General features: G+C 50.5%; 29 protein-coding genes and 2 tRNA genes. 6 read left to right on the forward strand and 25 right to left on the reverse strand.

Features of this window, described 5'->3' with window-relative positions; translation table 11 throughout:
* Window positions 1-26 precede the first annotated feature (26 nt).
* Genes ABGT54_RS00250 through ABGT54_RS00260 form a run of 3 tightly spaced genes read right to left on the reverse strand, consistent with a single transcriptional unit; the run spans window position 27 to window position 1848 of the window.
* Window positions 27-296 (reverse strand): acylphosphatase, encoded by a 270-nt coding sequence (locus ABGT54_RS00250; RefSeq protein ID WP_346662314.1) that lies wholly within the window; start codon window positions 294-296, stop codon window positions 27-29.
* Between the two features lie 55 nt (window positions 297-351).
* Window positions 352-1296, reverse strand: a complete 945-nt coding sequence (locus ABGT54_RS00255) for a DUF1848 domain-containing protein (protein ID WP_346662315.1) — start codon at window positions 1294-1296, stop codon at window positions 352-354.
* A gap of 15 nt (window positions 1297-1311) precedes the next feature.
* Window positions 1312-1848 carry an HD domain-containing protein gene (locus ABGT54_RS00260; RefSeq protein ID WP_346662316.1) on the reverse strand — a complete coding sequence of 179 codons (537 nt, stop codon included), beginning with the start codon at window positions 1846-1848 and terminating at the stop codon, window positions 1312-1314.
* 129 nt (window positions 1849-1977) lie between these two features.
* Here ABGT54_RS00260 and ABGT54_RS00265 point away from each other — a divergent pair, with 129 nt between their 5' ends.
* Window positions 1978-2712 (forward strand): SDR family NAD(P)-dependent oxidoreductase, encoded by a 735-nt coding sequence (locus ABGT54_RS00265; protein ID WP_346662317.1) that lies wholly within the window; start codon window positions 1978-1980, stop codon window positions 2710-2712.
* A gap of 52 nt (window positions 2713-2764) precedes the next feature.
* Here ABGT54_RS00265 and ABGT54_RS00270 read toward each other — a convergent pair whose 3' ends face one another.
* The 5 genes from ABGT54_RS00270 to arcC all read right to left on the reverse strand — a co-directional run bounded on the left by ABGT54_RS00270 (window position 2765) and on the right by arcC (window position 6160).
* On the reverse strand, window positions 2765-3526 hold the full coding sequence (locus tag ABGT54_RS00270; protein ID WP_346662318.1) for an exodeoxyribonuclease III: 762 nt from the start codon (window positions 3524-3526) through the stop codon (window positions 2765-2767).
* A 19-nt stretch (window positions 3527-3545) separates the two neighbouring features.
* Entirely contained in the window at window positions 3546-4280 is a 735-nt protein-coding gene (truA, locus tag ABGT54_RS00275; protein ID WP_346662319.1) for a tRNA pseudouridine(38-40) synthase TruA, read from the reverse strand.
* Window positions 4281-4309: 29 nt separating this feature from the next.
* Window positions 4310-4759, reverse strand: coding sequence for a transcriptional regulator NrdR (nrdR, locus tag ABGT54_RS00280; protein WP_346662320.1), 450 nt, complete (start codon window positions 4757-4759; stop codon window positions 4310-4312).
* 151 nt (window positions 4760-4910) lie between these two features.
* Window positions 4911-5150, reverse strand: coding sequence for a YlmC/YmxH family sporulation protein (locus tag ABGT54_RS00285; RefSeq protein ID WP_346662321.1), 240 nt, complete (start codon window positions 5148-5150; stop codon window positions 4911-4913).
* A 77-nt stretch (window positions 5151-5227) separates the two neighbouring features.
* Window positions 5228-6160, reverse strand: coding sequence for a carbamate kinase (gene arcC / locus ABGT54_RS00290; RefSeq protein WP_346662322.1), 933 nt, complete (start codon window positions 6158-6160; stop codon window positions 5228-5230).
* A gap of 191 nt (window positions 6161-6351) precedes the next feature.
* Between arcC and ABGT54_RS00295 the strand changes: the two genes are divergently transcribed.
* Genes ABGT54_RS00295 through ABGT54_RS00305 form a run of 3 tightly spaced genes read left to right on the forward strand, consistent with a single transcriptional unit; the run spans window position 6352 to window position 8966 of the window.
* Window positions 6352-6843, forward strand: coding sequence for a PH domain-containing protein (locus ABGT54_RS00295; protein WP_346662323.1), 492 nt, complete (start codon window positions 6352-6354; stop codon window positions 6841-6843).
* Window positions 6827-8386: a PH domain-containing protein gene (locus ABGT54_RS00300; protein ID WP_346662324.1), complete on the forward strand. Its 1560-nt coding sequence runs from the start codon at window positions 6827-6829 to the stop codon at window positions 8384-8386. Before ABGT54_RS00295 ends, ABGT54_RS00300 begins: the two co-directional genes overlap by 17 nt.
* Complete coding sequence (locus tag ABGT54_RS00305; RefSeq protein ID WP_346662325.1) at window positions 8379-8966, forward strand: nicotinate-nucleotide adenylyltransferase; 588 nt, start codon at window positions 8379-8381, stop codon at window positions 8964-8966. Before ABGT54_RS00300 ends, ABGT54_RS00305 begins: the two co-directional genes overlap by 8 nt.
* Here ABGT54_RS00305 and dapB read toward each other — a convergent pair.
* Complete coding sequence (dapB, locus tag ABGT54_RS00310) at window positions 8961-9758, reverse strand: 4-hydroxy-tetrahydrodipicolinate reductase (protein ID WP_346662326.1); 798 nt, start codon at window positions 9756-9758, stop codon at window positions 8961-8963. The two genes, ABGT54_RS00305 and dapB, sit on opposite strands and share 6 nt — an antisense overlap.
* Window positions 9759-9928: 170 nt before the next feature.
* Here dapB and ABGT54_RS00315 point away from each other — a divergent pair.
* Window positions 9929-10003: transfer RNA gene (locus ABGT54_RS00315), tRNA-Pro, on the forward strand.
* A gap of 126 nt (window positions 10004-10129) precedes the next feature.
* Here ABGT54_RS00315 and ABGT54_RS00320 read toward each other — a convergent pair.
* The 4 genes from ABGT54_RS00320 to ABGT54_RS00335 all read right to left on the reverse strand — a co-directional run bounded on the left by ABGT54_RS00320 (window position 10130) and on the right by ABGT54_RS00335 (window position 12492).
* Window positions 10130-10202 (reverse strand) — tRNA-Ala (locus ABGT54_RS00320).
* Window positions 10203-10242: 40 nt separating this feature from the next.
* Window positions 10243-10551: a thioredoxin gene (gene trxA, locus ABGT54_RS00325; RefSeq protein WP_346662327.1), complete on the reverse strand. Its 309-nt coding sequence runs from the start codon at window positions 10549-10551 to the stop codon at window positions 10243-10245.
* 57 nt (window positions 10552-10608) lie between these two features.
* Entirely contained in the window at window positions 10609-11421 is an 813-nt protein-coding gene (locus ABGT54_RS00330; protein WP_346662328.1) for an EcsC family protein, read from the reverse strand.
* A 15-nt stretch (window positions 11422-11436) separates the two neighbouring features.
* Complete coding sequence (locus ABGT54_RS00335; RefSeq protein WP_346662329.1) at window positions 11437-12492, reverse strand: NUDIX domain-containing protein; 1056 nt, start codon at window positions 12490-12492, stop codon at window positions 11437-11439.
* Between the two features lie 141 nt (window positions 12493-12633).
* Between ABGT54_RS00335 and ABGT54_RS00340 the strand changes: the two genes are divergently transcribed.
* Window positions 12634-13524, forward strand: coding sequence for an RluA family pseudouridine synthase (locus ABGT54_RS00340; protein WP_346662330.1), 891 nt, complete (start codon window positions 12634-12636; stop codon window positions 13522-13524).
* A 6-nt stretch (window positions 13525-13530) separates the two neighbouring features.
* Here the strand turns inward: ABGT54_RS00340 and ABGT54_RS00345 are convergent, their stop codons facing one another.
* From ABGT54_RS00345 to ABGT54_RS00400, 12 genes are all read right to left on the reverse strand, one after another.
* On the reverse strand, window positions 13531-15258 hold the full coding sequence (locus tag ABGT54_RS00345) for a S8 family peptidase (RefSeq protein WP_346662331.1): 1728 nt from the start codon (window positions 15256-15258) through the stop codon (window positions 13531-13533).
* 91 nt (window positions 15259-15349) lie between these two features.
* Entirely contained in the window at window positions 15350-15787 is a 438-nt protein-coding gene (locus ABGT54_RS00350; protein ID WP_346662332.1) for a cupin domain-containing protein, read from the reverse strand.
* Window positions 15788-15829: 42 nt separating this feature from the next.
* The gene (locus ABGT54_RS00355) at window positions 15830-16594 is read right to left on the reverse strand and encodes a carboxymuconolactone decarboxylase family protein (RefSeq protein ID WP_346662333.1); all 765 of its coding nucleotides are present in this window, start codon (window positions 16592-16594) and stop codon (window positions 15830-15832) included.
* 51 nt (window positions 16595-16645) lie between these two features.
* Window positions 16646-17314, reverse strand: coding sequence for a flavodoxin (locus ABGT54_RS00360; protein ID WP_346662334.1), 669 nt, complete (start codon window positions 17312-17314; stop codon window positions 16646-16648).
* Between the two features lie 22 nt (window positions 17315-17336).
* Complete coding sequence (locus ABGT54_RS00365; RefSeq protein ID WP_346662335.1) at window positions 17337-18200, reverse strand: aldo/keto reductase; 864 nt, start codon at window positions 18198-18200, stop codon at window positions 17337-17339.
* A gap of 13 nt (window positions 18201-18213) precedes the next feature.
* Complete coding sequence (locus ABGT54_RS00370) at window positions 18214-19155, reverse strand: aldo/keto reductase (protein ID WP_346662336.1); 942 nt, start codon at window positions 19153-19155, stop codon at window positions 18214-18216.
* A 27-nt stretch (window positions 19156-19182) separates the two neighbouring features.
* On the reverse strand, window positions 19183-20220 hold the full coding sequence (locus ABGT54_RS00375; RefSeq protein WP_346662337.1) for an aldo/keto reductase: 1038 nt from the start codon (window positions 20218-20220) through the stop codon (window positions 19183-19185).
* Entirely contained in the window at window positions 20220-20858 is a 639-nt protein-coding gene (locus tag ABGT54_RS00380) for a flavodoxin (protein WP_346662338.1), read from the reverse strand. The genes ABGT54_RS00375 and ABGT54_RS00380 overlap by 1 nt, the downstream gene beginning before the upstream one ends.
* Before the next feature lie 36 nt (window positions 20859-20894).
* Window positions 20895-21437, reverse strand: coding sequence for a flavin reductase family protein (locus ABGT54_RS00385; protein WP_346662339.1), 543 nt, complete (start codon window positions 21435-21437; stop codon window positions 20895-20897).
* A 25-nt stretch (window positions 21438-21462) separates the two neighbouring features.
* The gene (locus ABGT54_RS00390; RefSeq protein ID WP_346662340.1) at window positions 21463-21999 is read right to left on the reverse strand and encodes a flavodoxin family protein; all 537 of its coding nucleotides are present in this window, start codon (window positions 21997-21999) and stop codon (window positions 21463-21465) included.
* A gap of 104 nt (window positions 22000-22103) precedes the next feature.
* The gene (locus tag ABGT54_RS00395; RefSeq protein ID WP_346662341.1) at window positions 22104-22772 is read right to left on the reverse strand and encodes a DUF4405 domain-containing protein; all 669 of its coding nucleotides are present in this window, start codon (window positions 22770-22772) and stop codon (window positions 22104-22106) included.
* On the reverse strand, window positions 22765-23268 hold the full coding sequence (locus tag ABGT54_RS00400; protein ID WP_346662342.1) for a flavodoxin: 504 nt from the start codon (window positions 23266-23268) through the stop codon (window positions 22765-22767). Before ABGT54_RS00400 ends, ABGT54_RS00395 begins: the two co-directional genes overlap by 8 nt.
* Window positions 23269-23334: the final 66 nt, after the last annotated feature.

A 23334-nucleotide genomic window follows, 5' to 3' on the forward strand; every position in this document is an offset into this window, starting at 1 on the left:
CTGTCATTTCTTTTGATAAGTAAAATTTATCTTACAAAAAAACCGGTTTCTTCTTCCACCGGGATATCCGTGGTGTCAATCCAGTCTATGGAAATGAACGGATTGCGGTTCAGCCCTTCCATCAGTTTATAAATCCGGGCCTCTCTACCCTGCACTTCCAGAACCACCGTTCCGTTGTATTCATTTTCCACCCATCCGGACAGCCCCAGAGACCGGGCAAGATGTTTTGCCGTATACCGGAACCCAACGCCCTGCACATGTCCGTAAAAAACCATTCTTTTCCTGACCTCTCCCATATGACCTCATCCTTTTTCTTCAGAATATCAGGCAGAGATTTCCAGTCTGCTTCTGCTAAAATCCAATCTCCATCTCCGGCAGATCAAATAAAGAAAGCTGATCATCCCGGAAAGAATGCACTTCTTTATCACTGATAGTTTCGTCTCCTTTTAAACAACCTGTCAGCACCGGTGAAAGAGGATCGTGCTGATCGTACTTATTCCGGGCGCTCTCCGGGCTGTGTACTGCATAACAGTATTGACATCCGGCCGGACAGGTATCGTAAACGCCTATATCTATGCTCTCCACGCAGCCGCACTCTTTCCTCTGTCCGGGATCTTTTTTTACATCCAGTTTATACGCCGCCAGCTGACGGATCTTTTCTTTATCAATACAGGCGCCGGGGCGGATCCCGAACCGTGTCAGGTCCACTTTTTCCGCACAGCTGTAAAGTGGAAGGTGATATTTCCCCGCAATCTTTCCAAGCCCCGCCGCCAGATCCTCGATCTCTTCCGGCTCCAGCTCCCGGAATGGGCTGCCCCGGTAAGGATCCACAAAGCTTATGATACAGCGTGTAGTCGCGTCGTGAAGCCACTCGCACATCATTTCAAACTTTTCCAGATGATAATCCCGGGTATACCGGCCCGACAGGAGGATCGGATCGAATCTCCAGTCCATCCTCTCTTTGCCAAGCTGCTCGCTCATCAGCAGGAACGTTGCCATGGCGTCTGTTGTGTCCGGGACCCCGGGCTCCACATCCGCCCCATAATCGGTAATGGTCATCTGAAAATAATACCGGTATCCCATCGCGTCGATCTCCGGCAGGAAAGGACGCACCGGCTCCGGATTCTTACTCCAGAACACGATGCAGTCCACTGTCTCCGGCGACAGCGCGATCCGCTGTATTTTTTTGCGATTGTAGGGATTTTGCACCAGCACCTCCCCTTCTCTCAACCGATTGACAAACCACTCCGGATACCTGGCCGGAATGTCTGTCCTCCTGCTTGCACTGATAATCATATTGCCGTTATCCTTTTATCCAAAATTTTTGCAGATCAGTCTGCAGTACTCTTCATATGCGGCGACTCCGCGGAACTTTTCCTCCAGGGCGTCTCTGACCCCTTTGTAATACCATCCTATGGTGTCCTTATCTTTCATCCGGAAACGTTTCCACAGGTCCTCTCCCACGACAGGATAATCCCGGTCAATGTCCCGCATATTAGACAACTTGTCCGCAAGCCCGATCATCTGCACCTCTCTTGGCGCAGTCCTGAGATGTTCGATGGTGGCTGTCTTGCGCTCCATCCATGTGCGGGATTTATCCTCGCTTTCCTGCGCCACCATAGACGCTACTCTTTCCGAAAACGTCTGGGCCAGGATCCTTTGTGTCACTCCGGGACAATCTTCAATCGTATCATGAAGAACCGCTGCGCTTATGACTTCCTCATCTTCCGTCATCGACGCAACGATCTCCCCCACCTCTATCGGATGGACGATGTAAGGCCGCTTTGTCCCTTTTCGGAACTGGCCTTCGTGTGCCTTCTTCGCAAACTCGATCGCTTTGCTGACCATACTGCACCTCTTTCTCTCCTGTGCCTGTACCTAGACCGTTCTATAGTAAATATTAACACCTGGGACTTTTCTTCGCAACGATTCCGGGGTATAATCTTACTATCATTTCATCAGAACAGGAGTTTTTTTATGTCTGTACAAACCGTATTGATCACCGGCGCTTCCAGAGGCATTGGCAAAAGCACCGCTCTTGCCTTTGCTTCTCACGGCTTCCGGGTATTTTTAAACTGCAGATCCTCTTTGGATGACCTGGACATGGTCCGGCGCCAGATAGAGGATCTTTATCATGTCGAATGTTATCTGGTTCCCGGCGATGTAGGCAATCCGGATGCCGTCCGGCAGATCTTTCAAAAAATCCGGGGAATCTGCGGCGGCGTCGACGTACTGATTAACAATGCCGGGATCTCTCATGTAGGACTTCTAAGAGACCTGACAGACGCCCGCTGGGAAGAAATCCTTTCCTCCAATCTTTCTTCTGTCTTTTACTGCTGCCGGGAAGCCATCCCCTATATGGTATCCAGACAGTCCGGGAGGATCATCAACGTCTCCTCTATGTGGGGCGCGTCCGGCGCATCCTGCGAAGCCGCATACTCTGCTTCCAAAGCAGGTGTGGAAGGGCTTACAAGAGCTCTGGCAAAGGAACTGGCTCCCAGCTCCATACCGGTCAACGCGGTATCTCCCGGCGTCATCGACACATCCATGAATACCATCTTTTCCGAAGAGGAACGCCGGGATCTGAAAGAAGAGATCCCCATGGGACGGTTCGGAACACCGGAAGAAACAGCCAGCCTCATTTATCAGGTGGCCTGCGCGCCTTTGTACCTGACCGGACAGGTCATCCGAATGGACGGCGGTTTTCTGTAAAGATCCGACACAAGCTCCGACACCATATGCAACACAAAGAGGAGGCTTATCCTTAAGCCTCCTCCTTCATTTCCAAAAGGACCGGACAATGGTCCGACCCATAAATATCTGTCAGGATTTTTGCGTCCTCCAGCCTGTCTTTCAGACACCGGGACACACAGAAATAATCGATGCGCCATCCCGCATTCTTTTCTCTTGCCCGGAACCGGTAAGACCACCAGGAATAAATCCCTTCCGCATCCGGATAAAAATAGCGGAACGTATCAATAAACCCGGCTTCCAGAAGCTGGGTAAATTTTCCTCTTTCTTCATCGGTAAAACCAGCGTTTTTCCGGTTTGTCTTTGGATTTTTCAGATCGATCTCCCGATGTGCCACATTCAGATCTCCGCAGAACACCACCGGCTTTTTCTCCTCCAGCTTTTTCAGGTAGGCAAGGAACGCGTCCTCCCATTCCATCCGGTAGGAGAGTCTTGCCAGCTCATTCTGTGAGTTTGGAGTATAGACCGTCACAAAATAAAAATCCGGATATTCCAGTGTGATCACCCGGCCTTCTTTATCATGTTCTTCCACACCAATCCCGTAAGATACGCTCAGCGGTTCTCTCTTTGTGAAAACTGCGGTGCCCGAATATCCTTTTCTCTGGGCATAGTTCCAATACTGGTAATATCCGGGCGTGTCCAGGGTAAGCTGTCCCTCCTGCATCTTTGACTCCTGAATGCAGAAAATATCTGCGTCAAGCTCCCGGAACACATCCTGAAACCCCTTTTGCACACAGGCCCGGATCCCATTTACATTCCATGAAACAAACCTCATCCATGTTCCTCCATCTCGTTTAGTAATACACCTTCCGCAGGAAAAGCCCTCTTGCCGGCGCAAGAAATCCCGCCAGGCTCCGGTCCTCTGCAGCGATCACCACCGGCAGCATGGAACCGTCCCGTTTCCCGGATCCCACCTCCAGGAGCGTCCCTGTCATGATCCGCACCATATGATACAAAAAGCCGGTTCCATAATAGGTGATCCTGACTTTATCTCCGTTACGCACAATCTTAATATTTGTTACACGCCGTACCGGATCTTTGCAGTCTTTATCATCCGTAAAACTGGTAAAATTCTTCGGCCCAATCAGATACTCCGCCGCATTTCTCATTGCCTCGATATCCAGTTCCTGGGGATAATGATAGCAGTGCCTGCGGGAAAAAACGTCCGGTTTTTCCCGACAGTCGATGTAATACTCGTACTTTTTTCCCTTCGCGCTTTTTCTTGCATGAAATCCGTTCCTGACAAGTTCAGCCTTCACAATGCGGATGTCCTCCGGCAGATAGCGGTTCAAAGAGTCCTTAAGCTCTTTGGTATCATAGAGTCTGGAAAGCCTGACGCTTGCCACCTGCCCTCTGGCATGTACGCCGGCATCCGTGCGCCCTGCGCCGTCTACATGCACCCGGTACCCCACCAGTTTGCCGATGCTCCACTCCAGCACAAACTGGATGGTATTGTCCGTGGTTGCCTGGCGTTGCCATCCCTGATATCTGCTGCCATCATAGGAGATGGTCAATTTATATGTTCTCATTTTTTATATCTCACCCAATCTTCAATCCTCTACTTCAGGATTTTCTTCAATTCATCCATAAAGGTATTTACATCTTTAAATTCCCTGTATACCGATGCAAACCGAACATAGGCGACTTCATCCAGTCCTTTCAGTTCCTCCATTACAATCTCGCCGATCTTGCTGCTTGGAATCTCTTTTGCCTCCATACTAAAGATCCGGGTCTCGATCCGGTCTACTGCCGCCTGGATCTCCTCTGTGGGAACCGGCCTTTTATAGCAGGCGCGGAGCACACCGTTTTCGATCTTGTCCCTGCGGTACTGCTCTCTGGTGCTGTCCTTTTTAATCACGATCAGCGGAATCGTCTCCACCTTTTCATAAGTAGTAAACCGCTTGCCGCACACGTCGCAGGAACGGCGTCTTCGGATCGAACTGCCGTCGTCGGCAGGTCTGGAATCTATCACTCTGGTATCCGGATGATTACAATAGGGGCATTTCATTCTGGTCTTCGTCCTTTCTTCTGATACGCAAATTCATCCTTAAAAACTTGCTGTTTTGTCTGCTTGCATCTGTATAAGTATAAGTATATCTGCCCGCCATACAGAAGTCAAACTACTTTTTGTCGCCAATTCTTACTTTTTCATAAAGATCTTATTTCTTCTCATGAATCTCTACCAGGATAATGTCAGGCCCGATTTTTCTTACACAGGCGTAAGGGATCACATACTCCGCTCCGTCGCCGAAAAAACCACTGATCTTCCCACCCTTTGGGACGATCAGCGCTTCTATTTTTCCGCTGCATTCTTCAATCACAAGATCAGCCACAAATCCAAGCCGCCTGCAGTCACAGGCATTGATCACTTCTTTTTCTTCCATCTCGCATAGACGCATTCTGCCACCACCACAAAAAACCGCATATACTCTTGCTCCAGTATATGCGGCTTTGGTCTGTCCTGTTTATCTTTGCTTTATCTGCGGATCCAGGTACCGGTCTTTCCCCGCAGCGCATCGTTCAGTTTGTCAAATGAAGTGATCAGCGCCTCTCTTCCTTCTCCCTTTTCAATAAACTCTACGGCGGCGCGGAACTTCGGCAGCATATTGTAGACGCCGAAATGTCCTTCTTCCATATATTGTTTCGCCTGCGCCAGAGTGATCTCGCCCAGTTCTTCTTCTTCAGGCCTTCCCATGTTCAGTTTTACCTTCTCTACGCTGGTGAGCATGACCAGCAGATCTGCCTCTACCTCTTCAGCCAGCTTCCCTGCCGTCAGGTCTTTCTCGATCACTGCGCTGGCGCCTTTGAGATGATGGTCCTGCTGAAGCACCGGAATGCCTCCGCCTCCGCAGGCGATCACCACCTGATCCGCATCCAGAAGCGCGCGGATGGCGTCAATCTCAACGATCATCCCCGGATTCGGCGCTGATACGATCCGTCGAAAGCCTTTGCCCGGCTCTTCTACCACATAATTGCCTTTCTTACGCTCCTGATTGGCTTCTTCTGCATTCATATATCTGCCAAGCACCTTTGTCGGAGTATAAAAAGCTTCATCATAAGGATCCACCACTACCTGAGTCAATATCGTGCTGACGGTACGATAGATCCCCTGATCCAGCAGTGCTTCCCGGATGGCGTTCTGCAGGTCGTATCCGATATAGCCCTGGCTCATGGCAGAGCAGACAGACATGGGCGCAGCCGTATAATCCTGATGTGCTTTCCCAAATTCATTCATAGCCGTGTGGATCATGCCTACCTGCGGCGCGTTGCTGTGTGTAATGGCCGCCTGATACCCGGCCGCGATCATGTCGGCAATTACTTTTGCCGTTCTTTTTACCGCCTCCTGCTGCTGCGGCAGCGTTGTCCCAAGCGCCCGGTGTCCTAAAGCTACAACTACTCGTTTTTTCATACTCGTTACCTCATATTTTCTTTGTTTTATTTCCGAAATCTGTGTTATCCAAAATTATAGCCCGAATCCTGCAAAAAAGCAACCTCAACCCTTCTTTCCCATCCCCCCGGCCGGGGATTCTTTTCTTGCAATCCCGCTTCGTCTGCGGTATATTTTTACTAACCATTTTACACAAAGGAGAACGGATTCTTATGAACTATAAAAAACTTTCCGGCCAGGCGCTCAAATGTATGTATGCCGCCACTGCCATCTCCAGTCTCCTGGGTCTGGCAGTCCTCGGCGCCCTGAATTATTTTCTCTTTCTGCCGCAGGACATTGTTCCCGGGAAGCTGGCCTCCCTGTTCCTGGCCTTTGTGATCTTTGTGGATCTTCTTTTCGGCCCCTGGCTGCGCTATCACCGTTACCGGTACGGGATTGATTCGGAATGCATCGACATCCGGGAAGGCTACCTGTTTAAGAAAAGAGAGATTGTCCCCATTGAACGGCTTCATAAACTCCAGACGGCCAGAGGGCCGCTGGATCAGTTTTTTGGCGTTGCCAAAGTAATCGTAACCACCGCCGGCGGCGATGTCACCATTCGTTTTCTGGAAACGGCAAAAGCAGAAGAGATCGCAGACACCCTGCGCCACCGCATTAACCAGATCGCAGCAGAACAGAGGGATATTTATGAAAACACCCATTAGATTTCGCAATCATATTTCCATTGTAGCAGAGCGCATGGTCCGTGGCCTGGTTTTTTTAGGCGCTCTTCTAATCGGGAATCTTTCCCAGAACCTTCCGGATCTTCTGGAAGACGCAGGCCACATTTTAGAAAATCTCCCGGCCTTTCTTGGCGGTCTTGCCGGAATTTTTCTATTGTTTTTGCTCCTTCTTGGATGGCAGCTCCTGATCTGGTCAAAAACCTATATCAGCATTTCCGAGAACACACTTGTTATCGAGCAAAACACCATGAACCGCAAAAAGAATACCTTTGCGCTGGACAGTATTTCCAATGTAAATACTGAACAGAACCTCTTTGAAATGCTGCTTGGCACCAGTAAGATCAAGCTGGACACCAACAGTCTGTCCACCGCCAATAAAACAGATGTGCAGATCCTCCTTAAGACCCGCGATGCACAGGAGCTTCGCAATTATCTGAATGCGCGGATCCGGCAGGCCGCCCCGGATACGCTACCTGCGTCTGACGCTCCGGCAAATGTCCCGGAAGACGATCTTACCCTTTATGATTCCCGGGCGGATTTTTCAGATATTATGACTCATGGATTCTTTTCTATCAGTCTTTTTTCGATCCTTATCCTGGCGCTTAGTATCGCAGGCGCCATCTTCTCTGTCCGGGAATTTCTCATTGGTGAGACAGCCGGGGGAGTCGCCGGATTCCTCGGATCATTTTTGGTAATCTTTGGACTTTTTGCCTCATCCTTTTACAGCATTGCCAGAGGATTTATCCAGTACTACAGCTTCCGCGCGAAACGAAACGCAGACCGGCTGTACATCCAGTACGGACTGCTCCGCAAGGTTGCCTACACCGTACCGGTAGACAAGATCCAGGCTCTGAAGTTAAATCAGACATTTCTGGCAAGACTTGGCGGGCGCTATATGGCAGAAATTATCAATGTGGGAATGGGAGACGACGAGAATGACCGAAATTCTTATCTGATCCTGTACTGCAAAAAAGAAGCCCTGCAGGAAAAACTCCGTCTGCTTCTTCCGGAGTTTTCCGAGGCGCTGGAAACGGAAGTGCAAAAACAACCTGCAAAAGTCTGGGCTGTGTGGCTGATTCCTTTTTGTATCACAGAAAGTCTTATTTGTTTTTCAGCCTGGTGTCTTTACTGGTTTCAGATCCTGACTTTCTTCTGGTGCGCCGCGCTGCCTGCTCTGTTCGCAGGCCTTGGGATCCTCCTTATGCTGTTAAGGTATCTGTCCTCCGGCTGTACGCTGAACGAAAACTTCCTCCTATGTGCCAGCGGTTATCTGGAAATCCGTACTACCATCGCAGCCTATCCGAAGATCCAGTATGTTGAGCTTAAGCAAAACCCTCTGGCAGCTCTCTTACGCCTCCAGAAGGGGCAGCTCCATCTGTTGGCCGGAGCGGGCAATCAGACTCACAGTCTGCCATATTTTTCTTCAGAAAAAACCGCATTCTTAAAGGAGAGACTCTTGCACCGGCAGAAGTACCCGGGGTATACTGGTCTTATGAAAGAACAAAAAGGAGAAAACCATGATTGATATCGGTGTTGTACACGGAAGATTTCAGCCGCTGCATTTAAAACATATGGAATACATTCTGGCCGCCAAAATGCGCTGCCGGAAATTATATATCGGGATTACCAACCCGGACGCCCTGCACACCAGGGATTCCATCCACGACATCCGGCGTTCGGAGCGGTCTGCCAACCCGCTTACCTATTTTGAACGCTACGAGCTTCTCCGGGGCGCCATGGCGGAATTCCGGGTGCCGGAGTCGGAATATGACATTTTACCATTTCCGATCAGCTGCCCGGAATACATCCTCCAGTATGTCCCAAAGGACGCCACTTATTTTATGGGGCTCTGCGATGAATGGGACGAGGAAAAATATAAGATCCTGACCGGACTTGGACTGACGGTAGAAATCCTTTGGAGAAAAACTCTGACAGAAAAAGGTGTGACCGCCTCCTGGATCCGAAGCTGCATCGCCACGGATCAGGAGTGGGCACACCTGGTTCCTAAAAGTGTCTTCTCTTATCTGACCTCTCATAAACTGGACGAGCAGATCAAACGCCTGGAGCAGATGCGGATGGCAGAAAAGGACGCCACTCTTCTATAAGCCAAGCACGTCCTGGATCGTATAGAATCCTGCCGGTTTGCCCGCGAGATAGGCCGCGCAGTCGCAGGCGCCTCTTGCAAAGCATTCCCAGTTATACGAATGATGGGTGATCTCCAACCGCTCTCCCATGCCGCCAAAGAAAACGGTGTGACTGCTGGGGATATTGCCCGCCCGCAAAGAGTGGTATCCGATCGTGCCGGGAACCCTGGGTGAAGCGCCTTCTCTTCCATAAACAGCAATATCGGAGAGTTCCTTTCCCATCGCATGGGCCATGATCTCTCCCATTTCTTTTGACGTGCCGCTGGGCGCGTCTTTTTTCCACTGGTCATGCATTTCCAGGATTTCTACATCGACATCATCCTTTAAGATATTCACCACCATTTCCAGCAGTTTGTTCATAACATTTACCATTTTCGAGGTGTTCGCCGCATACAGCATAGGGATCTTCTCTGACGCCTCCCGGAACCGGGCCATTTCCTCAGGGCCAAACCCGGTCGTGCCGCACACCAGCGCCTTGCCGTGTGTCACAGCCAGGTCAAGAACTTCCATGGCCGCTTCCTTTGTGGAAAAATCAATGATCACATCACAGTCGTTGATTACGGACGCCAGGTCGTCTGTCACCGGAACCCCCAGTTCCCGGCCGACCATAGCCGCCGTTCCAAGATCCGCGCCGATATAGTCTCTTCCCTTCGGAGCCACGCCGGCCACAAGTTCCATATCTTCTCTCTGCGCGGCCACCTGCGTGATCAGTTTTCCCATCTTGCCTCTCGGACCCATAACGATTACTTTCATATTTTTTGTTCCTTTCTCTGTATATTTTTATGACTCTTTTCCTCATTGTAGCATAATTTACCAGAAAACAGGATAAAATAGAAGAAAATAGCCATCTCAAAATTTCTGGCAAATTTCTAAAAAAAAGCTTGCATTATACGACACATTTCGAGTATAATAAATTCTGTTATCGGGGTATGGCTCAGTTTGGTTAGAGCGCACGGCTGGGGGCCGTGAGGTCGCAGGTTCGAATCCTGTTACCCCGATTTTTTCATGCCCATAATCAAATGGGGACGGGGGATTTTCAGAAATCCCCCGTCCCCTTTATCGTCAGGTAATGAAAAGGCCTGGAAGGAAGATCCTTCCAGGCTTTTTCTTTGCAAATCATAAAGTGGAGTATACGGGACTTGAACCCGTGGCCTCCACACTGCCAGTGTGGCGCGCTCCCAACTGCGCTAATACCCCATGAAAGGAGTATAGCACATTCGGAGCGAAAATCAAAGAATTATTTTAACAAATCCCAAAGCTCGTCTTTGGGTTTGTATCCCATATCCCGCTTTACCACTTCTCCGTCCCGGAAAACCAGGAAGGTGGGAATGGACATTACCTTGTACTGTCTGGCCAGTTCCGGCTGCTGATCTACGTCTACTTTGCAGATCTTCACACCTTCTGCTTCTTCTGCAAGTTCTTCCACAATGGGGCCCACCATCTGGCAGGGACCGCACCAGGTTGCCCAGAAATCTACAAATACCGGAATATCCGATTCCAGTACCTCCTTTTGAAAGTTTTCTTTGGTTAAATGTACTACTGCCATCGCTCTTTTCTCCTTTCTGCACAATATGCGACTTTGTAACTTGATTGTCTGTGATTTTTATCTGCCTTCCGGCAGCCTGGTTCTTAAGAACCGTCGTTTGTATTTTAATTCTGCATAATCTGTGATCTTCTTCAGGTAAATCGTGTTGGAGATGCCTCCGGCAACGCCAGCCACCGGGATCCCCTGCAAAAATTTCATGTACAGGAGCGCTTCCGACAATGCATCTGCGGTCCGGCGCCTTTGTTCCTGCTGCTTTCCGGCTGCTTCTTTCTCGCCCATATGCCCGCCCCTCGCCTGGCTGTCTATCCACCCGTTCAAAAGTGTATTTCCCTGCTCCAGCTCCGCTCCTTTCCGCAGCGCGGTCTCAATGATCTTCAGGATAAACCACTGTTCTTCTTCGCTCTCATATGTAAAGCCGTATGTCAGGGCAATCTCGTACACACTTTTTAAAATAACGGCTGTAAAAAGCGGGATATCCGGAATGCCAATGCCCAGCAGGCCAAGTCCCACTCCCTCCACGCCGGAAATAGCCAGATTCTTCGCCCTGGCGGCCTGTGACTGCCTGCCGAACGCCTTCACAGTCTTACGGTTTGCCTTTAACCCGGCTGCATATTCACGGACCTGATAATCCATTTTCTGCTGCTCTTTGTTATAGGTCTTTTCAATGATCCCGGTTCCCTTTTCAAACACCAGATCAAAAGCCTTGACAAAAGCCGCATTTAAAGTATCTTCCAGCTTTTCCGGAATCTTTTCTTCCAATTTCTGCCGAAGGGCCGAAGGTTTTTTCTCTTCCCGCTGGCGCTCCAGATAACGGAGTTCTTTTTTCTCCAGTATCGTCCATTCTTTTTCCCACCGATTCTGACGCAACATAAGGACCGCCTCCTGCTATTCTTCCTTTTTTCGTCCGTTCTCCTGCCCGCTGCTCTGCTTCTCCAGGGCTTCCCCTACCATCCGGAACTCGTCCAGATAAATGCAGTTGGCAAGGGTTCCTGCCTCCACCTGCTGCCGGCACTCCTCATAATCCATCCACAGGACAGACTCCACCTCTTCTTCCTGCAGCGTCAGGTCTGCGACGTCTACCGGCCCGGTGTAAAGATATACATAACTTAATTCATTGTCCCGGAACATCCGCCCGTAAAATTCCGCCTCAAAGGCACCACGGTGAACGCCGATAAATGTCAGCTCCTCCGGGCGCACCCGAAGTCCCAGTTCTTCTTCCATCTCCCGCACCGCCGCAGTCAACGGCTCATCTCCAGCTTCTATATGTCCTGCCGATGAGATGTCATAACAGCCGGGGTTGGAATCCTTGCAGGCGCTTCTTTTCTGCAGCAGCACATCGTACCCGCCTGCTTCATTCAGGCGGACGATCCACATATGCACTGTTCCGTGAAGGCTTCCCTCCCGGTGCGCCACGCCCCGTTCTCTTACGATCCCGCTTTTGCTGCCATCCGGGTTCAGGATATCAAAAAGTTCCATAGGCTGTCCGTCAAGCGCCGCCGACACCAGACGGTCGTGTCCGTCATAGACCAGCTTCAAAGAGAAGAAATCCTCCCGTTCGTCCAGCAGACGGAAAAAGATCTTGTCCCCTTCCCAGATGTTCAGCTTCCAGACCTCGTCAATATCCACCCATTCCAGTTCTCCTTCATCACAGGGAATGGGCGTTCCTTCAAAGCCGTCCGCCGTAAAGAGCGACATATATTCCGTCACGCCGTTTCCGGAAACAAAGGTGACGATTCCCCGGTACCGGTAAGAGGTCAGCGTATAACCGGTCTCCTCCTTCACTTCCCGCAGGACACATTCCTCCGGGCTTTCGTCCGCCTCAAAGTGTCCGCCGACGCCGATCCATTTATCTTTATTGACGTCCTGCTTCTTCACCGTCCGGTGAAGCATCAGATATTTTCCATCCTTTTCGATATAACACAGCGTGCTTAGTCCTGTCATTTTGCCTCGCCTTCCTCTCCTGTCTCCATTACCATACTACTTCATTTCCCGGTGTGGCACAACTTAAAAATCTATTAAAAATTCCGGTTCCCGTCCTCTCCTTTTCTGTGTTATACTTGGAAAAATGTCAGGAGGATGTCTATGGACCGCACGATCATTTACCCTATCACAACCCGGCAGGACGGACTGCGGGTGGAGCAGTTTCTCCGCCGGATGGGCTACTCTGCCCAGAATCTTGCTTCTATCAAACGGATGCCCGAAAGCATCCTGGTAAACGGCGTTCCCTGTTATATGAAGCATCCGCTGGCAGCCGGCGACCAGCTTCAGGTTCATATCAGCGAACAGAAATGTTCCGAAAAAATCCCGCCCGTCTACGCTCCTCTTTCCATCGTCTATGAGGACGAAGACCTGATTGTCGTAAATAAACCGGCAGGCATGCCGATCCATCCATCTTTGAACCATTACACCGGTTCTCTTGCCAATGCGCTGACTTGGTATTATCAGGAGCAGGGCAAGCCTTTTATCTTCCGGTGCTGCAACCGGCTGGACCGGGACACTTCCGGCCTCACTGTGGTCGCCAAGCATCTGGTCAGCGGCAGCATCTTATCAGCCATGACAAAGAAAAAGGAAGTCCGCCGGGAGTATCTTGCCATTGTCCGCGGGAAGATCAGCCCGGAATCCGGCACGATCTGCGCTCCTCTCGGCCGAAAAGAGGGCTCGATCATTGAGCGGTTTGTGGATCTTGAAAAAGGAGAGCCGGCCATAACCCACTACCGGCTTCTGGACGAAAAAAACGGGCACAGCCTGGTTTCCGTACGCCTGGAAACCGGCCGCACCCATCAGATACGGATCCATATGAAATATCTTGGTTATCCTTTGATCGGAGATTATCTTTATAATCCTGATATGGAATGGATCACCCGGCAGGCGCTTCACTCCTACCGCTTAAGTTTTTCCCATCCGATCACTGGACAATGGATGGAGTTTACCGCTCCCCTGCCGGAAGATATGCAGAAAGTTCTTGAGGGATAATTTTCCTTATATTGGCAGGCTATTTCGCAGGCACAAAGCCCCATATCCCACCTGCGGATTGGGATAGCTGTCAAATCCCGGCAGTCTGGCCGCCCCTTTGCGGAGATATGCCTTCACCTTCTCCCCGTACAGATACGGATCATTTCCTTTTACAATCCCCCATTCCATTAAAAGCGCCGCGCCCCCTGTGACAAAGGGCGTGGCAAAGGATGTACCGGTAAACTGTCCGTAACCGCCGCCCGCCTTGGCAGAGACCACATCTACCCCAGGCGCTACAAGATCCGGTTTCACCTGTGGATTCCCTCTGGGATATCCTCTTCCCGAAAAATCCGCATATGCAAAGGTCCGGGCATTATATGCCCCTACGCTGACAGCCCGAAATGACGTAGAAGGGATGGTAAGCGTGGTGCGGCTTACCGGAGACAGAAATCCCGTCTCCCGGTTCAGGATCTCTTCGCCGGGCAGCCAGAGCTCGTAGGCTCCTGAAAGGATACGGCCGGGCGTCAGGACGATCTGCCAGACGCCGTCATCCACCCAGCTGCTTTTGGGAAGCAGTTCCATGTATATTTCCTGAGCTGTGCTGTACGGACTTGGTTCTCCATAGTATAAAAGCACTTCTGTATCTTCCACTGTAAACCGCTGAGGCCCCAGGATCGCCTGTACCGGCCCGACTCTTACGCCGCTTGGACTGACCAGCGCAATCTCCGTCTCATCTGTATATTCTTTCCAGATCTGGATGCCGAACCCGGCCTGCCGTTCCTGCACGGCCAGGCGGATCACGGTATTCTCGCCTTCTTTTAAGACTCCTGCGGTATGCCCTGCGCCTGCAGCTTCATTGCCTGTGCCGATGCAGATCACGCTTTTCCAGATATTTGCCAGATCATCGATAAACCGCTCCAGAAGAGAGGTGCCGTCATGGGATCCATAGGTATTTCCAAAGCTGATATTCACGGCGATGGGGTTCTGGTATTCCTGTGCCTTGCGGATCACATAATCCAGTCCCCGCATCAGTTCTGTGGTCCGGGGAAATCCGCCTGCCCTCGCTCTTGCCAGCTTGACGATCACCAGCGGACTCTCCGGCGCCACGCCCGCATATCGGCCGCCGCTCCCACGGCCGTTTCCAGCAGCAATCCCGGCGACCGCTGTTCCATGGCCAGAAGTATCCTCACTGGAGACGAGTTGTCTTCTCGCGTCCGGGTCTTCCTCCTCCAGGGCCCTGTTGATCTCCTCTTCTGTATATTCCCGGTCTTCCTCCTGATCCCAGAGAGCCCGGATCCTGGTCTTGCCTTCTGCAGTAAGGAAGTCCGGGTTGGTATAATCCAGTCCGGAATCCAGGATTCCGATCAGCACGCCCTGTCCGGATAAAGCAAAACGGGCTCCCTGTACCGCATCGATACAGGAAACCCGTCTTCCGTTTTCCACTTCAAAAAACAGCCTCTTTGGTTTTTCAATGTATTCTACTTCCGGCAGGGAAGCGATTTCCCGGATCCGGTCCTCCCGGACAAGCAGAACCGCATACTCATTTTGCAGTTCATAGACCTCTTCGGCCAGCTCCCAAACCTTCCCAAGATCCCCCGAATACTTGATGATCAGCTCCCAGGTCTTCGTTTCCGGATCAAATCCTACTTCCAGTTCCGGCGATTTTGCCCGCTCCTCACCGGTGGCCTCCAGCGCCAGATTCAAAAGATTTTCTATCTTCTGACTTCCGTAAATATCGCGAACGTCTACAGCCATGCAACGACTCCTTCCAGATCCTATCTGATGTATCGTATGTGGCATGGCTTCTGGAATATACCTGCCTTGTTCGTTTACATACCGGCTTATCTTACTCCAGTCCGTTATAGGCCTCATCGTCCACCGGTTCGCACCACTCGTTCCCGGTCTCTTCACCTGGCACTTCTACTGCAATGTGGGAAAACCAGCTGTCCTTTTTGGCTCCGTGCCAGTGCTTCACCTCCGCCGGAATGGTGATGACCATTCCGGGAGTCAGACTGACGGCAGGTTTCCCCTCCTCCTGATACCAGCCCTCGCCGGCGGTGCAGATGAGAAGCTGCCCGCCGCCGCTTTTAGCGTGATGGATATGCCAGTTGTTGCGGCACCCCGGCTCAAAGGTGACATTTGCCAGAAATACCGGGCATTTTCCCGCCTCTGTCAGGGGATTCAGATAGGAATTTCCCACAAAATACTGAGCATAGGCCGTGTTGGCGCTGCCAAGACCAAATACATTTTCTTTGTTAAATTCATTTTTATCGTTGATACGCATAGTTTTCTCTCCTTTTCGGCGTTTTCCAAATTCAGATCCTACTTAATCTTCCAACAATTCCCTGCACCCATTCAGCGCATTGAACAGACGGGGAAGCCCCATATAGCCGCTGGCATGGACCAGAGCGCAGACCACTTCCTCCCGGCTATTACCAGCCTTCAGCGCTCCTTCCACATGGCTTTTCAACTGCACTTCTACGCCGCCCAGAGCCGCCAGCAACACTACCGTGAGCAGCTCGCGGGTCTTGCCGTCGAGGCCGGCACGGGTCTGAAAGTCCCCGAAGCTCAGCTCAGTCAAGAAGCGGGGCACTGCCTGGTCAAACTCGCCGGGCAGCCAGGTATAACGGTCCGCGATCTCTGTTCCATAGAGAGGCTCCTGGATCTTTAATCCTTTCTGATAGCGCTCCTCATAGTTTTCGCCGGTCAAAGTCTTCTGGGACGGCAGGGGCAGTTCGATGCCGTTCTCCGCAAACACTTCGTTCATGGCGCTGATGGCATTGAGCGTCTTGGGAAAACCGATAAAGGGCGCACACTGGTAAACTGCCTCCCGGATCTCCACCGGTGTGCAGCCGGCGTTGAGGCTGGCCTGCACATGGGCTTTGATCTGGGGCAGGGCACTAATCGTGGTCAGCACAGTGACCGTGATCAACTCTCTCATGCGGTTGTCCAGACTGCCTGTATAGCAGACATCTCCAAAAATGTAACCCTGCAGGATCTGCATGAATTCGCCGTCCGTTCCTTCATCTCCGGCAGCATGACTGTGAAACAGCTCCTGCATTTTCTGTTCTGTTCTTTCTTTTCGATTCATGAGTGATTCCCTCCTATTGCTCTATGATTTCTATTGTGATCGTTCCAGCCATTACCTCAGTCCATCCACCCAGGACCTAATCTCCTCTTCTGAAGAAGCTGCATCTTCCTCATAACAATCAAAGATATCATCGGAGATGACAGCTTCCGGCGAAGCTTCCGTGATCTGTTCCACGCTGTCTGCCAGTCCCCCGGTGCCATGGGAACAGAAAAGATACACATTCTTATCGGAAAGGTCGTTTCCCTCCAGGAAGGTCAGAAGCGCCATGGGTACTCCATACCACCAGTTGGGATAACCCAGGAACACGGTGTCATACTGCCCCATATTTTCTACATTTTCCTGAAGCTGCGGCCGGGCGTCATCGCCACGCTCCTCATTCGCCTGCTCCAGGCAGGCGTCCCAGTCGCTGGGATAAGGATCCGTGACCCGGATGGAAAACAGGTCGCCGCCTGTCTCCTCCTGTACCCAGCCTGCCAGTTGCTGCACATCCCCGGGCGGGATCACGCTGGGCGAAGTAACTGCATCCACGCCATCTTCCAGGATCGCATTATCCGCCCAGGAAAAATAAGCCACCAGAACCTTCCTGGCTCCCACCTCTACATTTCTTTCCGTTGTTTCAGTCTCTGTCGATGCCTCGGTTCCGTCCCCACTACTCTGTCCGCACGCCGCCAATGAAAAAACCAATGTTATGGCCAACAAAAGGGAAAGAATTTTCTTCATTTCTGCCACCTCCTCTTTTTTCTTACAGACTGGTCAGCACCGGATTATTGAGATAATCATATACTCGCTTTACTTCGCTGACCTTCCTTGTATCCAGCATAGAGGGACAATTCTTATCCAGCGATCCGATTCGTTCCATATCTGCATCTTCTAATTTAAAATTCCAGATATCAAGATTTTCTCTCATTCGCTCCCGGTGAACAGATTTCGGGATCACGATCACTCCCTGCTGGACATTCCAGCGCAAAATAACCTGCGCTACGGTTTTTTTATATTTTTCTGCGATTTCTTTTAAGATCGGTTCATCAAACATCCCTTTCAGTCCTTCTGCAAAGGGAGCCCATGCCTGGGGCTGTACGTTCAGTTCGTCCATGATCTCAAGGTCTTCTTTTCGCTGATAATGGGGATGCCGTTCTATCTGATTGATCTGCGGCGAGATTTCCGAGTTATAATACAGATCCAGCAACCGATCCGGCAGAAAATTACACACACCGATGGCTCGGACTTTCCCTTCTCTGTATAATTCCTCCAGCGCTCTCCAGGAGCCATAGTAATCTCCAAAGGGCATGTGGATCAGATAGAGATCCAGATATTGCAGTCCCAAATTATCCAACGATTCCTGAAAAGCCTGCTTGGTTTTCTCATATCCCATCTGCTGGATATAAGCCTTGGTGGTAATAAACAGTTTCTCCCGGGGCACATCGCAGCTTTTGACAGCCCGCCCCACAGCCTTCTCGTTTTGATAAGAACTTGCAGTGTCAATCAGCCGGTAACCCAGATCAATAGCATCCTTCACCACCTGTTCGCAGCTGTCTTCCGGGATCTGAAAGACTCCAAATCCCTCCATCGGCATTTCTACGCCATTGTTCAGTCTCACTGTTTTCATGATTGATTTCTCCTTACTTCATTTCCTTTTCCCAGTAACGGATCACATTCACCTGTGCTTCATCGCCCAGTTTCTCTATCATGGCAATCTCTTCCTCAGACAGTTGGATCGCCGCTGCTTTCGCAGCATCTTCCACCTGATAAACCTTGGTCACGCCGATGATCGGCAGCGTTCCTTTTGCAATGGCCCACGCAACAGGGATCTGTGCGGTTGCCACATGATGGCGGTCAGCAATCTCTTCCAGCCCTTTATTCAGCTTCTCCAGCTCCGGCAGCATAGGATTATATGTCTTGCCTCTGTCAGAATCCTCCGGGAAGGGGTGCTCTGTGTCATATTTCCCGGTCAGGGCTCCCTGCTCCAGTACCATATAAGAGAAGAAAATGATATCATTTTCTTTACAGTAATCCAGGATGCCGGATGTTTCGGAAGACCGGTTCAGCAGGCTGTAATGGTTCTGGATCGCAGAGATCTTCAATCCCTCCTTTGCCAGAATATCAGCCGCTTCTTTGATCTCTGCCAGGCTGTGATTGGAAAGCCCGATCTTTCCGATCTTGCCGCTTTTTGCAAGAGGGATCAGTTCTGTCACCCATTTTGGCGCATCCATCGGATTGTGGATCCAGTAGAAATCCATGTAGTCTGTGCCCAGAAGTTCCGCGCTCTTCTCATACAGAGCTGTCACTGCGTTCCCTGCCGCAGGATCCGCACACTGAGGTGTAAATTTATCTGAGATCAGATAGCTGTCTCTCGGAACCGTTCGAAGGAAATCTCCCAGTACCTTTTCTGAGGTACCCATGCCATATGCATAGGCCGTATCCCAGAGATTTAACCCTTCTTTCATTGCAGTGTCAAATACCGGTTTCAGTGCTTCCGGGGTAAGAGTTCCTCCAAATGTTCCGTCATTTCCCCATGCCCATGCTCCCAGAGCGATCCTGGGCATTGCTTTCATTTCTGCCATATTCGTATCCTCCAAAATCAATCTTTTTTACAGTTTCTGATTTCCCGTAGACCAGACATGCTTTTCCTTTGCCTGCTCTGCTGTATTCTGCGCCATAACGCCTACCAGCGCGTGGGGCACATACGGTTCTTCCAGATAGTCCATCTCTTCCTTTGTCAGGCACAGATCCGCCGCCTTTGTCATTCCCTCCACATGGGAAAGCTTCGTGGCGCCCACAATGGGAGCGGTCACCTTTGTAAGCAGCCATGCAAGGGAGATCTCTGTCATGGATACGCCGCGCTTCTTGGCCAGTTCCGCCACCCGCGCGATGATCACGCCGTCTTCATCGGCTGTGCCGTTGTATTTCAGCTTTGCATAGTCGTCCTCCCGGAGCCTTTTTGATGTTTCTCCCGGTTTCTTGGAGAGCCTCCCGCCTGCCAGGGCGCTGTACGGCGTCATGGCGATATTGTCTTCCCGGCAGAGCTTTTCCATCTCCCGCTCTTCTTCACGGAAGATCAGATTGTAATGCCCCTGTATGGATATGAATTTCGCAAATCCTTCCCGCTCTGCCAGTGCATTGGCTTTTGCCAGCTGATATGCAAAGCAGTTGGAAATGCCGATATATCTTGCCTTTCCTTCTTTTACCACATTGTTTAGGCCTTCCATGATGTCATACAGCGGCGTTGCGTAATCCCACATATGATAAATATACAGATCCACATGGTCCATCCCGAGATTTTCCAGGCTCTTGTTGATCATCCGTTCAATATGCTCCTGAGCCAGGACGCCCTGTTCGATCTCTTCCGGCGTGCGGGGGAGAAATTTGGTAGCAACTACCACTTCATCCCGCTTTGCGTAATCCCGCAGCGCCCTTCCCAGATACTGCTCGCTTGTGCCGCTCTGGTATCCAATGGCAGTGTCGTAAAAATTGATCCCGGATTCCAGGCCTTTACGGATGATCTCCCGGGTATGCTCCTCATCAATGGTCCACGTATGCTGCCCGTTCTTTGCATCCCCGAAACCCATACATCCCATGCAGATGCGGGATACATTTAATTCGGAATTTCCTAATCTTGCATATCTCATTATGAATCCGCCTCCCCTGTCATACCCATGTTGGCAAGCCACTCTGCAACCTCATCTGCACAGTCCTCTGCCTCTTCGCTTCCAAGAGAAATCCCTTCTGTGATCTCTGCCTCCGGCTCCATCTGGGCGATGGTATCCAAAGAACCGGAAAATCCACTGCCTCCTCTTGTATTGAACGGAGCGATCGTCTTGCCTGAGAGATCATACTCATCCAGAAATGTATACAGGATCATGGGCATATCTCCCCACCAGTTGGGGAACCCGAGATACACGGTGTCATATGACGAGAGATCCACAGTCTCTGCGATCGCCGGGCGGGCGTCGCTGCTCTGCTCCTCCTGTGCGATATCCAGAAGTTCATTGTAATCGTCCGTATAAGGCTCAGCCGGAACAATCTCAAACAGATCCGCACCGGTCTGTGCCTGGATCTCCTGGGCTACGGCCTCTGTATTCCCTGACCAGGAAAAATAAGCGATCAGTGCGGTGCCTTCTCCCGCCGCTGTATCTGCATTTTCTGCCGTCTCCTGTGTCTCTGGCTGTTCTTCCTCACCGGTTCCGCCGCCACATGCAGCAAGACTGCATACTACAGTTCCCACAAGCATAGCGGAAAGCAATTTCTTTAATAATTTTGATTTCATAAGCGTCCTCCTGACTTTGATTCTTTTTTTCGTCTGTTATTGGTCAAGGTTCATACATTTCCCGATGACATCTCCTGTACGGAGATATTCGTAGGTGGGCATTTCGAAAAGAACCGGCTTCAGTGTATGATAGTCAATTTTTCCTGCTTCATTTAATACGCTCTCTTCTGCGTATACGCCATCAATCTTGCAGATAAAGCTCTCAAACCCTTCTGTCTCATAGATGTCGTCCACTGTGCAGTCCATCACAACCGGCGCCTCGTCGATGACAGGCGCCCCGGTCCCTTCGGTATGAAACCGGAACATCTCTGACTTATCCACTTTATTTCCGCTGACGCAGCCAGTCCGGTCTGCTTTCTTCAGCATGGCTTCGTCTACAATATTCACAGTCAGCGCTTTTGTCTCTTTAATTCCCTGATTGGTGTAATGGGGGTTCGCAAGGCTGACCATGATCCGGTCATGGCCGATGATCCCCACATGTCCCACCAGGACGTAATTTGGTCTTCCATGTACCATGGTTCCCACTACTACCAGCGGTGTAGGATAAAGCGCAAGGCTCTTTCCGATATTTTTCTTCATGTTCTTTACTTCCTTTCGTTTCTGTTTATTTCAGTTTTTTCCCGAGTTCATATGCCTGTTCCGGGTATTTTGAATGCTGTGTCATGGATGGTGTGCCGCATCCCTTTCCCAGCACCATTCCCATATCCTTCAGGTTCAGATACCGTACCAGCGTCTTATAATGGGCTTCCAGTGCATCAAAGGTCCAGCCGTCGCTGTTCCATGCCGCTGTCAGAAGAGCGGACTTCATATGTTTGCGCTGAATGCTGCTGTTAAAAGCGCAGAACCGGTCGATCAGGGTCTTCAGCTGTGCTGACATTCCGTAATAATACAGAGGTGTAACAAATACCATCATATCTGCCTCCAGAATATCCTTACGGAATGTCTCTACGTCATCCTTTTGTACGCAGGGGCCTTCATAACCACAATGGATACACCCGGTACAGGGATGGATATCCGCATGTGCCGCATCAATTACTTTGACTGTGTGTCTGGCTTCTTCGGCTCCCCGGATAAAATGATCCGCCAGCATGTTGGAAGAGCCGTGCGTATTGGGACTTCCTTCCAGAATTATGATCTTCATGATTTATTCCTCCAATCCGGCAGGGGTTTTCCTGCCTTTATCTACATTGTAAAAGTAATCTTTTTCTAAGTCTAATACCTGTCTTTTATCGTTTTTCATACGTTTCAGGAATGATAATTTGTAGACAGATAATGGGCGATCCAGATAAACAGCCCTGTCATGGCCAGATAATCTATGTAAAAAGAAAGCGGGGACTCGTTGTAATCCAGGAACACAAACTGTGTCCGCAGGAACATATAAGTCGCCAGATCTCTTGCCACAAATGCATACAAGCCGTAACCCGCAATAAAAACACCGGCAATCCGGAGAACTGTACGGCGGATTCTGGAATTCCTGCCCGCCCCGAACATCTGCCGGAACCGTGCCAGTATCATGGCCCAGTGGAGTCCCAGGTGGAAAGCCATCAGCACGAATCCCCAGTAGCTGGCAGCCATATGGACCAGTCTGGCTGTTCCCATCCCGCCTCTGATGGGAAGAAAGGCAAATACATGCCTGGACATGATAATCCCGCTTGCCATCAGACAGATCATCACCACAAATAGCACCAGATCCACCGCACACATCAGAATACGAATCCTGGTATATTTCCCCTTGAATATATTTCTGTACCAGGCGCCGTTCAGCGCATGATGGGCGATAAAAAGCAAAAGCATGAAAGCGCCCGCCCACTCATGAGCGGATTCTCCCCAGATCTGATACCCCATCAAAAACAAAAGCGTCAGCGTCATCGGGATATCCACCGCAAGTTTTATTTTTTTCTTCCCACTATTCATTATTTATCTTTCTCTCTGATGGAAAATTTTGCTCCAGCCACGCCTGCACCATATAGGACAAGTTTTCGCTGCCATTTTCCAATACATACAGGCTGTTCTTTATGTCCGTTCCCGGGCATCTGTCTCTCACAGCCTGTTCCATCCCCTTGTCTTCTCCTCCGCAATGGCTGAAAAAAGGAAGGATCATCTTCCCTGTCATATCATTTTTCCCAAGCCAGGCAGCCAGGGGCGGGGCAATCGTTCCGCACCAGTTAGGCGAACCGGCAAAAACAATGTCATATCTGGCGGCGTTTTCTGTTATGGGAAGCAGCGCAGGCAGCTTTTCCGATCTGTTTTCCTCTCTCACCTGCTTTAAAAGGCAATCAAAATCTGCCGGATAAGGCTGCCTTGGATAGATCTGGCTTAATCTGCCGCCTGTCTGTTTCTGGATCTCTTCTGCAATCCTGCGGGTTTTTCCGGAATAAGAATAATACACGATCAAAATATTTTCTTTCATATAGGTGTTCATCCTTTAGCTCTTACTTTTTTATTCATTATCCCCCGTCTTCTATATCCTGTCTAA

Origin of the sequence: uncultured Merdimonas sp., from assembly GCF_963929015.1 — a bacterium.
Lineage (GTDB): Bacteria > Bacillota > Clostridia > Lachnospirales > Lachnospiraceae > Merdimonas.

Bases quoted from the DNA above. Each gene is read 5' to 3' on its own strand.
- ABGT54_RS00300 (WP_346662324.1), top strand. From the start codon at position 6,827: ATGAAAACACCCATTAGATTTCGCAATCATATTTCCATTGTAGCAGAG.
- ABGT54_RS00370 (WP_346662336.1), bottom strand. From the start codon at position 19,155: ATGGCAGAAATGAAAGCAATGCCCAGGATCGCTCTGGGAGCATGGGCA.
- nrdR (WP_346662320.1), bottom strand. From the start codon at position 4,759: ATGAAATGCCCCTATTGTAATCATCCGGATACCAGAGTGATAGATTCC.
- dapB (WP_346662326.1), bottom strand. From the start codon at position 9,758: ATGAAAGTAATCGTTATGGGTCCGAGAGGCAAGATGGGAAAACTGATC.
- ABGT54_RS00340 (WP_346662330.1), top strand. From the start codon at position 12,634: ATGGACCGCACGATCATTTACCCTATCACAACCCGGCAGGACGGACTG.
- ABGT54_RS00360 (WP_346662334.1), bottom strand. From the start codon at position 17,314: ATGAAGAAAATTCTTTCCCTTTTGTTGGCCATAACATTGGTTTTTTCA.
- ABGT54_RS00305 (WP_346662325.1), top strand. From the start codon at position 8,379: ATGATTGATATCGGTGTTGTACACGGAAGATTTCAGCCGCTGCATTTA.
- truA (WP_346662319.1), bottom strand. From the start codon at position 4,280: ATGAGAACATATAAATTGACCATCTCCTATGATGGCAGCAGATATCAG.
- ABGT54_RS00350 (WP_346662332.1), bottom strand. From the start codon at position 15,787: ATGCGTATCAACGATAAAAATGAATTTAACAAAGAAAATGTATTTGGT.
- ABGT54_RS00345 (WP_346662331.1), bottom strand. From the start codon at position 15,258: ATGGCTGTAGACGTTCGCGATATTTACGGAAGTCAGAAGATAGAAAAT.
- ABGT54_RS00295 (WP_346662323.1), top strand. From the start codon at position 6,352: ATGAACTATAAAAAACTTTCCGGCCAGGCGCTCAAATGTATGTATGCC.
- ABGT54_RS00390 (WP_346662340.1), bottom strand. From the start codon at position 21,999: ATGAAGATCATAATTCTGGAAGGAAGTCCCAATACGCACGGCTCTTCC.
- ABGT54_RS00400 (WP_346662342.1), bottom strand. From the start codon at position 23,268: ATGAAAGAAAATATTTTGATCGTGTATTATTCTTATTCCGGAAAAACC.
- ABGT54_RS00330 (WP_346662328.1), bottom strand. From the start codon at position 11,421: ATGTTGCGTCAGAATCGGTGGGAAAAAGAATGGACGATACTGGAGAAA.
- ABGT54_RS00375 (WP_346662337.1), bottom strand. From the start codon at position 20,220: ATGAGATATGCAAGATTAGGAAATTCCGAATTAAATGTATCCCGCATC.
- ABGT54_RS00250 (WP_346662314.1), bottom strand. From the start codon at position 296: ATGGGAGAGGTCAGGAAAAGAATGGTTTTTTACGGACATGTGCAGGGC.
- trxA (WP_346662327.1), bottom strand. From the start codon at position 10,551: ATGGCAGTAGTACATTTAACCAAAGAAAACTTTCAAAAGGAGGTACTG.
- ABGT54_RS00395 (WP_346662341.1), bottom strand. From the start codon at position 22,772: ATGAATAGTGGGAAGAAAAAAATAAAACTTGCGGTGGATATCCCGATG.
- ABGT54_RS00365 (WP_346662335.1), bottom strand. From the start codon at position 18,200: ATGAAAACAGTGAGACTGAACAATGGCGTAGAAATGCCGATGGAGGGA.
- ABGT54_RS00285 (WP_346662321.1), bottom strand. From the start codon at position 5,150: ATGCGTCTATGCGAGATGGAAGAAAAAGAAGTGATCAATGCCTGTGAC.
- ABGT54_RS00385 (WP_346662339.1), bottom strand. From the start codon at position 21,437: ATGAAGAAAAATATCGGAAAGAGCCTTGCGCTTTATCCTACACCGCTG.
- ABGT54_RS00355 (WP_346662333.1), bottom strand. From the start codon at position 16,594: ATGAATCGAAAAGAAAGAACAGAACAGAAAATGCAGGAGCTGTTTCAC.
- ABGT54_RS00260 (WP_346662316.1), bottom strand. From the start codon at position 1,848: ATGGTCAGCAAAGCGATCGAGTTTGCGAAGAAGGCACACGAAGGCCAG.
- ABGT54_RS00335 (WP_346662329.1), bottom strand. From the start codon at position 12,492: ATGACAGGACTAAGCACGCTGTGTTATATCGAAAAGGATGGAAAATAT.
- ABGT54_RS00380 (WP_346662338.1), bottom strand. From the start codon at position 20,858: ATGAAATCAAAATTATTAAAGAAATTGCTTTCCGCTATGCTTGTGGGA.
- ABGT54_RS00255 (WP_346662315.1), bottom strand. From the start codon at position 1,296: ATGATTATCAGTGCAAGCAGGAGGACAGACATTCCGGCCAGGTATCCG.
- ABGT54_RS00270 (WP_346662318.1), bottom strand. From the start codon at position 3,526: ATGAGGTTTGTTTCATGGAATGTAAATGGGATCCGGGCCTGTGTGCAA.
- arcC (WP_346662322.1), bottom strand. From the start codon at position 6,160: ATGAAAAAACGAGTAGTTGTAGCTTTAGGACACCGGGCGCTTGGGACA.
- ABGT54_RS00265 (WP_346662317.1), top strand. From the start codon at position 1,978: ATGTCTGTACAAACCGTATTGATCACCGGCGCTTCCAGAGGCATTGGC.